Genomic DNA, 8,818 nt, shown 5'->3' with positions numbered 1-8,818 from the left:
CTGTACTAATACCAAGCAAATCGCAAAAATCTTCCTTAGCTTCATAAGAAGAAAACGACAGCATTATATACGCCTCCTCGTTTTGTTGTCTTTCTATTGCCGAATCTCTTACTTGCTGCTTAACAGCTTTCATGTGTTCTTTTTTCTCCTCGTATGTTTTTTCATCCGTAGGCTGAGTTTCTATTTCATCAAACGATGATACAGAGGATAATAAATCATCCAAAGAATCAGACAAAGGAGGAATAGCTGTATTTATAGAAAGAATATCGTTGAGTTCTCCAATATCCAATCCAACATCCGTATAATCTATATCAGAGATATAACCAGCTATAAGGTCTATATCAGGTTTTGTATTCCCTACTGCCATATATGTAAGCTGTTCCTTTTCAACTTTATCATCTAAATTCACAACCTCTACCTTTACGTCATAATCAGTGCTTGGAGTACCATCATATTTGTAATACAAATCCATTGCTTTAATTCTCCGATGCCCGTCAATCAGATTTCCTGATTTCTCATTCCATACAATACCACCAAGAAAACCAACTTTCTGCAAATTTTTCTTTTGCAGTTTTACCTTCTCGTCCGAATGCCTTTTAGGATTAATCGGATTAAGGTTTATTTGGAAGCGTTTTATAACCCTTGTTTCACTTTGTTTTAATTCTTTCATAGTCATATTCAAACAATTTCCGTTCTACCAATGGATATTCATTTATAACTTTTTTTAAATCACATGGATATTTATAACGAAGAAATAACAAGTAATTAATATCCGTTATGTCAGTACCAGATGACTGATGTTTCCCTCCGTATGATTCGGGGTTGATTAGACTTTTTCGACTAATGTACTCCAATACATCTTTATTCCGATATTCCGATAATGGATAGCACTTCTTTTGTGCTTCATTGATTCCATTCATATCGTATGTGCGTAACATTAAACGTCGATTCATCGAATCAGATTGCTTGAAACCAAAGAAAGCCCATTCAATATTATATTTCTCCCTTACTATATCGGTAAGTTGAGCCATATTGTACAACTTTTGCTTCTCATTTTTGACACATCCCATATATCCAATGCGCCTGTATGAATAAAGAGCAAAGTGCGGAATTTGAATATATTTCATATTAGGGTACTTCTTACAAGCGTAATTTATATACCGATTAATGTGAGATAAGTCTTTAACGACATACATATAGACGCAAACGATCTCTTTGAAATAAGGTGATATTAGGTCTAAAAGGGCTATACTGTCCTTGCCCGATGCCGAGTGAAACAATATAACCCTGTCAGTCTTCTTTGCGACAGCTTTAATTATATCTATCGCTTTCTTCATTAGACAACTCTGCCTCCTATACGGCGGTTAATTCTTGCTCTTTGAGCTGCATTTCTACCGGTAGACTGAAAACGACCTGCTTCATAATCTTTTCGAGTACGATACTTTCGACCACTTGCATCCGTTGCATACGTTTCTGGCATAATCTTAATTTTTTAATTAAACAATCTTTTTACCAACAAACAAAGCCACCGAAATGGCTTATATTATTTCAAACCTGAATGACTTATGATTTCACAAATATGTAAATAGTAAAATAATGGTAGCTCTTTCGGTGGATTCTTCTTGAACTCTTTTAATTGTTCATCAAAATCGTGAAAATCAAATTCATCGTGCATGAATTTTATACCTTCTTCTGTTACTTCACCTATACCAATTTCATCAATGGCAACATCAAGTGTCCATGGTGCACCAGTACTATAAAAATGGATAGCCTCTATATCAGTTCTTAAGACAGGCTTGCATTCATCTTCATGCCCCGATTTTCTTAATTTCTCATTCTCGTCAACTTGCGCAAAATCCGTGAACATTTTTTCGTATTTTGTACTAAGCATACGTGTTTCTATGTCTTTTTTGCCATTTAAAATAGCCAAGGCATTTTCTTTTGTCATTACAAGCGAATACGCTTCTATCTCTTGCCCATTATAACTAATCTTCATATTACTATATCGTTATAAAAAATTATACCATAAAAGGTTGTACCCCAAAGGTACTACCACAACCAAAGATAACGAAATATCTTCAATCGTTATACACGACAATCGGTTTATTGTCGTGAACTAAGCCATTTATCCCGTCTTTCTCTACACGCCTCTAAGGTAGGTGCACAACAAGCAAACAGTTCGCCACTTTCAGTGCGATAGTCATATTGGTACATTCTTACTCTCTTACCTTTCAATTTGGTAGTGTAAGTGCAATAGTTTTCTTTACCGGGTTGACATACGCTGCAACCTCTTTCGTCGTTAATTGAGTTCATAATTATTTATCAATACTTACTTAGTAATTTGTAAAACATTCGCCTTTTCTCTATGTATTTAAGACCATTTCGTCTAAGACCTCGCTTTGATTTTGATACAGTCATTTGGCAACCTGCAACGCCAACGTAGATGCAATTTGAATGATGCCTTTTGGCTTCTTTGAAAGCCCACCAAATCGCTTCACGACAATATCTATAGCTATCATTTTGAACCCCCTCGTATCCTCTACTCAAAATGAAGTGGCCTATTTCATTTGCTTCTTCTTCTGAATAGCATATTGTGAATATATTATTCATCCTTTCTTTGCTTTACTTGTTCAACCAAAAACTTTTTAAAATCATTCTTGTACTGGCTGTGAATGATTTTATACTGATGGGATAGGTTAGGCAATTGTTTATAACCTTTGCTATACAAGAATTTGGCTACTAATTCAATCTTTTCACGGTTACTGAAACCTCTGTCCTTACACATGTTAGTTATACAAACATTTGCCTTGCTGGTAGGCTTCTTTTCAACTGGTGGCATGTATTCATGTCTGCCATAAGCAAGCGTTCTTGGATAGCCAACCGCTTCACCTAAATACTCACCTGTGATGCAATCAAATTCACCACTAATTAAACTATCTGCTATTTCACCCATAATAATCAATATTTAATGTTTCACATTCAATCTTTCTTCACTCGTATAAGCCACTACAAGCCCAGTTTCATCATGCTGTATGGTGATGTACTTTTCACCCCTCTCTATGGTGGTAAAGTCGTACATAGAACATAACTTACCCAATACTTTGCCCAGTTGCTTCATCAATGGGGATTCGGGACTGATAACTAAAACTAAATCCGCTTTCATAATCGTGCGTATTGTGGTAGCCCGAAGGCTACCGAATTAAACTTAGAATTTCTCTATTTTGAGGTTATCATTAATGATAAACATACGTCCACATTCTAAAACAACGTGAGTATCTGTGATTCTTTTCACTACTCTTACTACATCATCGTGCGATATGCGTGGCGTACCGTCTGAATGACGACCATTAGACAAATCACCTGATACTCTATATCTCAAACCTACTGTAACTTCATTTACGTTCATAATCTTCTATATTACCGGATTAAACTATTCAATTTCTATATCTATAATTTGCAGAATGTTATCTGTAATCATGCTATTAACACTAAGCTGGGCTGACTTTATGCCGTTGGCAACCATCCATCTTTTTGCTCGGTTGATAGCCGACTGCTTACTACTACCATCGGGTATCAATGCGCCTAAATCATTGTAATCGCTATCTAACAACTCAAAGTAATATCGCTTCATAATCTTCTACATTGCGCAGGGCGAAAGCCCTGCTGGTTAAACTTATGCTATATTCAGTCTATTATTTCTCATTGCATTCAGTTCTGCTGCCATCTTGTTAGCAGCTTCTTCTGTATCTTCTAAAGAAGCCATGCTCATATCATAGCCATCTATTACCATATAATAACCTCTTACCTTCTTTACGTAGAACTCATTTGCCTTATGCTGCTTCATGTAACTTGTTGCTTTCATTGCTTTATATCTTTTAATTGTTACTTATACTTCTTTATAACCTCTTGCATTCAACCATGCGATTGCGCCTTTGAGCGTCTTGAAACGCTTGCTGCTTTCTACCGCTGTGCAAGCTGAATAGTTCTTTTCGTCATGAATGAACAATGCACCTTCGTTCTCACCTTTCTTATAACTGATAATATTCATATCTTCTATCTTTTAATTGTTATTACTTCGTTTCTAATGATGCAAAGATAGTATCATTTATAATACAAAATACTATTTATGCGTTAATAAATCATAAAATAGAGTATTATTTATAATACATACTAATAAATAAGTATTTTTGCATCATGGAAGCAAAAGGAGTAATACATTTGGAAATAAAGGCGACTGGGCTACACAGATACTTCGGTTCGCCATCGGCTATGTATGATAACTATACAAGTCAAGAACTCGGAATTGCCCGACAGTCACTTCTGAACTACTGGCAAAAGACGGAGGAACCTTATGAAAATGCTGTTTGCATAATCAGGAAGGGAGAATTAGAACGTAAAAAAAAGACAAAAATAGAATAATGAAAGTTTATAAATATAGAGCCAACTTATTTAATGAGAAAGGGAAAAGGAGAAGAGATACCGAATCCTTACTAAAAAATGAATTTTATGCTGCAAAATTTAAAGAATTGAATGACCCATTTGAATGTTCTTTTGATTTACAGATGAAAGATTCTGATAAAACGACTTTCTATAATTCTATTAACCCACTTGATGTTGGCATATATTCTTTGGGGATGCTGCAACAAGAAGAATTATTTCCGTCTCATGAATTAATGTGGGCACATTATGCAAATTCACATAAAGGTTTTTGTATTGAGTATGATTTAGATAAGATGTTACAAAGTTCTTATCCCGACTTTGATATTAGAAACAAAATATGCCAACTATTGTAAAAGAAGACTTTAATGATATTTTTGGCATCCAAAAAAAAGTATTTGGTACAAAATCATTGGCATGGGAATATGAAAATGAGATTAGGTTAGTATTTCTTGAATCAGGAATAAAACACTATTCCCAAGAAATTGTTACAGGTATTTATTTTGGCTTAAATATTGGTTTAGAAGAACGGAATTTAATCATAAACAAACTAAAAAGAAAAAACATAAAATTCTACCAAATAAATAGAACAAACAACTCATATAAATTATCATGTAGCGAGTTAAATGAGAGTGATATATATAATTATCAAATTATTAGTCAATCAAGTAATATGATTGTTGACAATTACAATGTTTTGTATTTAGGGGTTAATAAAGATAAAATTACAATGCAGAATTTTGTGAACGAATTTCGCAGAGGAAAATATAAACCAACAAATATCACTATTTATGATGATTTACGAGTAGAGAAATGCATAAATAAATGGTCTTCACAAACGACAGAAGAAGAAAAGCAGATATTAGCAAAGCATTGGATTACATATGCACCATTCGATATTGCTCCAATTATTTGGATGTATCCCGAAAGCTAAAGCCGGAGCACTAAACTCCGGCTCATTAATTGATTAGCCCTTTGAATTTCAACCGATTTACGATTTCGGTGTAAAGATACTCTATATCTCCACTGAAATCCCCATAGTTCTGATACAGAAATACGACATCAGCACAATTGTCGGAAATTGTACTCTTGGACTGAATCCCCAATACTCTTGACATCTCCTCACGTAGCCCTGCTGTCATTTTCCCACCGGCAAGCGAACTTGGAGAAAACAGGTACAGGATAATGAAGATGAACTTCTTCCGCTGGGTAACACTATCAATACAAGGGGGAAGACTTCTGCTATTCAATAGCTCAACGAAGATTTTATAGATATCCCTAATAAGGCTTTTATCTCTCAAAATCGGTGAAGCTAAGGTATTTTCTTCTTCTGAAAGTTCTGATTTCTCAATTCTAATCTTTTTAAGGCGAATTATTTTGTTAAAATCCAGTTCCATAACACGATTATTTTAAAAGTAAATAGTATATTTGCATCATAATCGTGTAAGGAAGAGCTGATTCATGGTCGTGCGTGGGTTGGCTCTTTTTCATTCTTCCCCATTCGTGCTGACGAATGGTTTCTTTTCCAAATCATAGCAGGTGATATATACCCGTTTCCCATTAACATCACATAGAGCAAGGGCATATCCTTTCTCCAGTATTTTAACCGGCTGATTGTCGCAATAGACAGTACTTCCAACCGGAACTCTTATAAAATGACGTACTATCATTTGATTATCTTTAGCTTGTTATACCAGCGTGAAGAAAAAGGGAACCATCCGATTAAGAATGATTCCCCGAAAATGGTTACTTTGTATAGTTTGCTCATGGATTTTTCTTTTTAAGTATTTCAACACATTTTTTTATCCCATCATCGAAACCCTGTTTATAGCATCTAGTATATTCCCCTATAGTATATATCGTCATTGACAGAAAAAATAGAAGGATACCTACAGGCTTATACCAACCGGGAAGTGATATAGAAAACGGCTTAAATGTAATTGTGAGATCTCCAACCCATAATAGGGCGATAATACATATAATTGTAAATAATATTGTTTTCATAATCATATAAGTTTTAATGCTTCCTGTAATCCTGCTTCAAGTGCTTCTTCGTAGGTATTATAATGGATAATAGGTCTGTTAGACAATCCTACTAAGTCGTGATTCGGAATTGTTAATATATCATATATCCAATAATTTCCATACATATAGGGTATTTCGATATGCAGGTTCTTAGTTTCACGTAACCACTTTTGAGCGATGGATTGCGGAGGAACGGATAAAAATTTGTAACAATGGGGCAAAGTGGAAACATCTATAATATATTTTCTTCCTGAAAATCCTTTCTCTTTCAACAGTTCCGCTGTTTCTAATGTTACAAGTTCTTCGGTCATGGTTATTCTCCTTTCTTCTTTATTCCACTTATTCTTTTGCATTTTATTATTAGAATGTTAGTTTTTATTAGTAAGTTTGCAAAAACTCGTAATTATGGATATTGTATCTTTATTTTTATCTATCATCGCTGTATCGGTTACTGTCTATAATTGCTATAGACAATATTTTAAGAAAACGGAAGGGATTGCTTTAACTATATCTGGTGCTCTAATTGAAAATAACGAATTAAAAGTTTGTCTTCTTTATACAAACATAGGAAATCAAACTGCTACTATCACCAATGCATCTATTTTATTAGATACAAATAGTCTGGGACATTATAGTAAGGAAAACCATGCATCCATTTGTGATGGGATAACTCCATTTACCCTTTTTGAAAAAGGGCAAAAAAGCATAACGATATCTTATCGATTACCAGATTTTAAAGACTTAGATATCAATAGTATATCCATTAGGATTCTATCTGCTTATACTAACAGGGAAGGGATATTATTTAAAGATAATCATTCTGTGGGGCACTTGAGTACTAACGACACAAAAAAATGTTTTGTATGTGTTTCAACAGATACTCATAGGTTGTCTCAGAATAGAATCATTATGTCCATGCAATAATTACTATTTTCTAATCTGTTTAAATTCTGGTAAAACACCGAGATATAAGTACTGATTATCATCGGTTCTGTACACTGTGATGTAATATAATACATCGCCTTCATTTTTAATGGCATCGCATCTTTGCATAAGGTCTCTTGAGCAATATGCAGGAGGTATGATATCCGCTATGTAGTTGTATAACCTTTCGTCAATATAATCACCTGGGCACAAAAAACATCCAAATCTTTATCCTGTTTAGCTCATTGTTTAAAAGTCTTTTTCATTTCTGTTCCTGTTTTGAGGGTTATTCACTATCGTATTCTGATATGATTTCCAAAATATCGCTTTGTATTTTTTCATCAGTTAGCATGTGCTCAACTAATTCTTTTAGATGCGATGGTCTGGCTATAATACACTTCGCTATGTCATTGTTATCGGTAGCCATTATTATAATTCCACCTTCATGAGTCTTAGGTAGGCGTACTGCCATTTCTTTAGCAAATGCCTCTACGTCTTGAATAAATTGACTTTTCATATTAATTCCTTTCTATATTGTTTTACGTTAATTGATTTAAAATTTCTCTTTTGATAACTTCCCTTGAGCTAAATCTAAACAACCCTTTCTTTTGTTCCTGAAAATCCGCAATAGATATCTCATTAATGTAGTAATAGAAAGCTTCATATTCATCTGCAAAATTGCGAGAAAGGAAATTATTGGGGTGAGTGTTCATATATCTTTCAACGGCTACAATCACTCGTTTTGCATATCCGGGAAACATCTTAAACTCCAACTGCATCTGCCTGTAATTGCAGAGCGGACAACCTACACAACCATGCCGAGAAAGGTTATACGGAGCGTCGTAATACTTTGAATACGGTAAACCGCGTTCACGAATGTAATTCCAAACATCTTCTTCCGACCATGTGAGAATAGGAAGAATATGCTTCGCTCCTTTCATCCATTTTCTTGTATCACACTGCTCCGGCTCATAATCTCTTCGGTTCCTGCTCTCGGAAGCTCTCATTCCTTCAATACTTCGCTTACCAATTCCGTATCGCTCTTTCAGCTTCTCACAACAGAACCTACGTAATCGGGAAGGGAAACCTTTTTCTTCGATTAACTGAAAAAAAGATTTTTCCGGGTGTATTATCCTCACTTGCGGATAGTTTTTCTTTATAAAGCTAATCGTGCCCGGTGGATCTACTGTGGTGTTAGCGTAGATCGCATTATACTTAATGCCTGCACGTTCAGCAAGGTCAAGTATAACTACACTATCCTTACCTCCGGAGAATCCGAGTGATAGCAGATCGTCACGTTCCATACTGCGAAGAAAGTCGATTGCTTGCTGCTCTTTCTTGTTCATTTCTGTTCCGCTTTGAATTTTTTATTCATTTCTTTTTCCGTAGCTTTAACATCTTTTTTGAACCCCTCCACAAAGCTGTCAAAACA

The 8,818-nt window shown here is 34.8% G+C and carries 21 protein-coding genes; 4 read left to right on the top strand and 17 right to left on the bottom strand.

Annotation, left to right across the window (positions count from 1 at the left end):
• The 11 genes from AB5935_RS15045 to AB5935_RS14995 all read right to left on the bottom strand — a co-directional run.
• Positions 1-670, bottom strand: a 670-nt coding sequence (locus AB5935_RS15045; RefSeq protein WP_368327468.1) for a ParB N-terminal domain-containing protein, incomplete at its 3' end; no start/stop codon positions are given.
• A complete protein-coding gene (locus AB5935_RS15040; protein WP_038609919.1) occupies positions 648-1,337 on the bottom strand; it encodes a phosphoadenosine phosphosulfate reductase family protein in 690 nt (229 codons plus the stop codon). The genes AB5935_RS15045 and AB5935_RS15040, both read right to left, overlap by 23 nt.
• Positions 1,337-1,480: a hypothetical protein gene (locus tag AB5935_RS15035; RefSeq protein ID WP_165861715.1), complete on the bottom strand. Its 144-nt coding sequence runs from the start codon at positions 1,478-1,480 to the stop codon at positions 1,337-1,339. The genes AB5935_RS15040 and AB5935_RS15035 overlap by 1 nt, the downstream gene beginning before the upstream one ends.
• A gap of 63 nt (positions 1,481-1,543) precedes the next feature.
• On the bottom strand, positions 1,544-1,996 hold the full coding sequence (locus AB5935_RS15030) for a hypothetical protein (protein ID WP_038609922.1): 453 nt from the start codon (positions 1,994-1,996) through the stop codon (positions 1,544-1,546).
• A 107-nt stretch (positions 1,997-2,103) separates the two neighbouring features.
• Entirely contained in the window at positions 2,104-2,313 is a 210-nt protein-coding gene (locus AB5935_RS15025; RefSeq protein WP_008656488.1) for a DUF3873 family protein, read from the bottom strand.
• A 289-nt stretch (positions 2,314-2,602) separates the two neighbouring features.
• Positions 2,603-2,953: a hypothetical protein gene (locus AB5935_RS15020; RefSeq protein WP_038609925.1), complete on the bottom strand. Its 351-nt coding sequence runs from the start codon at positions 2,951-2,953 to the stop codon at positions 2,603-2,605.
• Between the two features lie 12 nt (positions 2,954-2,965).
• Positions 2,966-3,163: a hypothetical protein gene (locus AB5935_RS15015; RefSeq protein ID WP_038609928.1), complete on the bottom strand. Its 198-nt coding sequence runs from the start codon at positions 3,161-3,163 to the stop codon at positions 2,966-2,968.
• Between the two features lie 42 nt (positions 3,164-3,205).
• Positions 3,206-3,379: a hypothetical protein gene (locus AB5935_RS15010; protein WP_229098989.1), complete on the bottom strand. Its 174-nt coding sequence runs from the start codon at positions 3,377-3,379 to the stop codon at positions 3,206-3,208.
• 51 nt (positions 3,380-3,430) lie between these two features.
• Positions 3,431-3,631, bottom strand: coding sequence for a hypothetical protein (locus tag AB5935_RS15005; RefSeq protein WP_038609931.1), 201 nt, complete (start codon positions 3,629-3,631; stop codon positions 3,431-3,433).
• A gap of 42 nt (positions 3,632-3,673) precedes the next feature.
• Positions 3,674-3,862 (bottom strand): hypothetical protein, encoded by a 189-nt coding sequence (locus AB5935_RS15000; protein ID WP_038609935.1) that lies wholly within the window; start codon positions 3,860-3,862, stop codon positions 3,674-3,676.
• A gap of 24 nt (positions 3,863-3,886) precedes the next feature.
• A complete protein-coding gene (locus AB5935_RS14995; protein WP_165861714.1) occupies positions 3,887-4,048 on the bottom strand; it encodes a hypothetical protein in 162 nt (53 codons plus the stop codon).
• Positions 4,049-4,194: 146 nt separating this feature from the next.
• Here AB5935_RS14995 and AB5935_RS14990 point away from each other — a divergent pair, with 146 nt between their 5' ends.
• The 3 genes from AB5935_RS14990 to AB5935_RS14980 are packed head-to-tail and all read left to right on the top strand — an operon-like array spanning position 4,195 to position 5,371.
• Positions 4,195-4,419 (top strand): hypothetical protein, encoded by a 225-nt coding sequence (locus AB5935_RS14990; RefSeq protein WP_038609939.1) that lies wholly within the window; start codon positions 4,195-4,197, stop codon positions 4,417-4,419.
• The gene (locus AB5935_RS14985) at positions 4,419-4,793 is read left to right on the top strand and encodes a DUF2971 domain-containing protein (protein ID WP_368327467.1); all 375 of its coding nucleotides are present in this window, start codon (positions 4,419-4,421) and stop codon (positions 4,791-4,793) included. Before AB5935_RS14990 ends, AB5935_RS14985 begins: the two co-directional genes overlap by 1 nt.
• A complete protein-coding gene (locus tag AB5935_RS14980; protein ID WP_368327466.1) occupies positions 4,778-5,371 on the top strand; it encodes a hypothetical protein in 594 nt (197 codons plus the stop codon). The genes AB5935_RS14985 and AB5935_RS14980 overlap by 16 nt, the downstream gene beginning before the upstream one ends.
• A 25-nt stretch (positions 5,372-5,396) precedes the next feature.
• On the opposite strand, the gene AB5935_RS14975 is transcribed toward AB5935_RS14980, so the two are convergent.
• The 4 genes from AB5935_RS14975 to AB5935_RS14960 all read right to left on the bottom strand — a co-directional run bounded on the left by AB5935_RS14975 (position 5,397) and on the right by AB5935_RS14960 (position 6,815).
• A complete protein-coding gene (locus tag AB5935_RS14975; RefSeq protein ID WP_038609945.1) occupies positions 5,397-5,834 on the bottom strand; it encodes a hypothetical protein in 438 nt (145 codons plus the stop codon).
• Between the two features lie 90 nt (positions 5,835-5,924).
• Entirely contained in the window at positions 5,925-6,107 is a 183-nt protein-coding gene (locus tag AB5935_RS14970) for a hypothetical protein (protein WP_005846958.1), read from the bottom strand.
• Positions 6,108-6,201: 94 nt separating this feature from the next.
• Positions 6,202-6,441: a hypothetical protein gene (locus AB5935_RS14965; RefSeq protein ID WP_038612324.1), complete on the bottom strand. Its 240-nt coding sequence runs from the start codon at positions 6,439-6,441 to the stop codon at positions 6,202-6,204.
• A 2-nt stretch (positions 6,442-6,443) separates the two neighbouring features.
• The gene (locus AB5935_RS14960) at positions 6,444-6,815 is read right to left on the bottom strand and encodes a hypothetical protein (RefSeq protein ID WP_244058072.1); all 372 of its coding nucleotides are present in this window, start codon (positions 6,813-6,815) and stop codon (positions 6,444-6,446) included.
• Between the two features lie 52 nt (positions 6,816-6,867).
• Here AB5935_RS14960 and AB5935_RS14955 point away from each other — a divergent pair, with 52 nt between their 5' ends.
• Positions 6,868-7,386 carry a hypothetical protein gene (locus tag AB5935_RS14955; RefSeq protein WP_016270336.1) on the top strand — a complete coding sequence of 173 codons (519 nt, stop codon included), beginning with the start codon at positions 6,868-6,870 and terminating at the stop codon, positions 7,384-7,386.
• Between the two features lie 286 nt (positions 7,387-7,672).
• Here the strand turns inward: AB5935_RS14955 and AB5935_RS14950 are convergent, their stop codons facing one another.
• The gene (locus AB5935_RS14950) at positions 7,673-7,903 is read right to left on the bottom strand and encodes a hypothetical protein (protein ID WP_016270334.1); all 231 of its coding nucleotides are present in this window, start codon (positions 7,901-7,903) and stop codon (positions 7,673-7,675) included.
• A gap of 22 nt (positions 7,904-7,925) precedes the next feature.
• Positions 7,926-8,732, bottom strand: coding sequence for a phosphoadenosine phosphosulfate reductase family protein (locus AB5935_RS14945; protein ID WP_038609954.1), 807 nt, complete (start codon positions 8,730-8,732; stop codon positions 7,926-7,928).
• Between the last annotated feature and the right edge of the window lie 86 nt (positions 8,733-8,818).

Source organism: Phocaeicola sp. RTP21198st1_B8_RTP21198_201120 (assembly GCF_040929485.1).
GTDB classification, from domain to species: domain Bacteria; phylum Bacteroidota; class Bacteroidia; order Bacteroidales; family Bacteroidaceae; genus Phocaeicola; species Phocaeicola dorei.
Note: the sequence above shows the minus strand (reverse complement) of the source record. Positions and strands in the feature narration are given on the sequence as shown.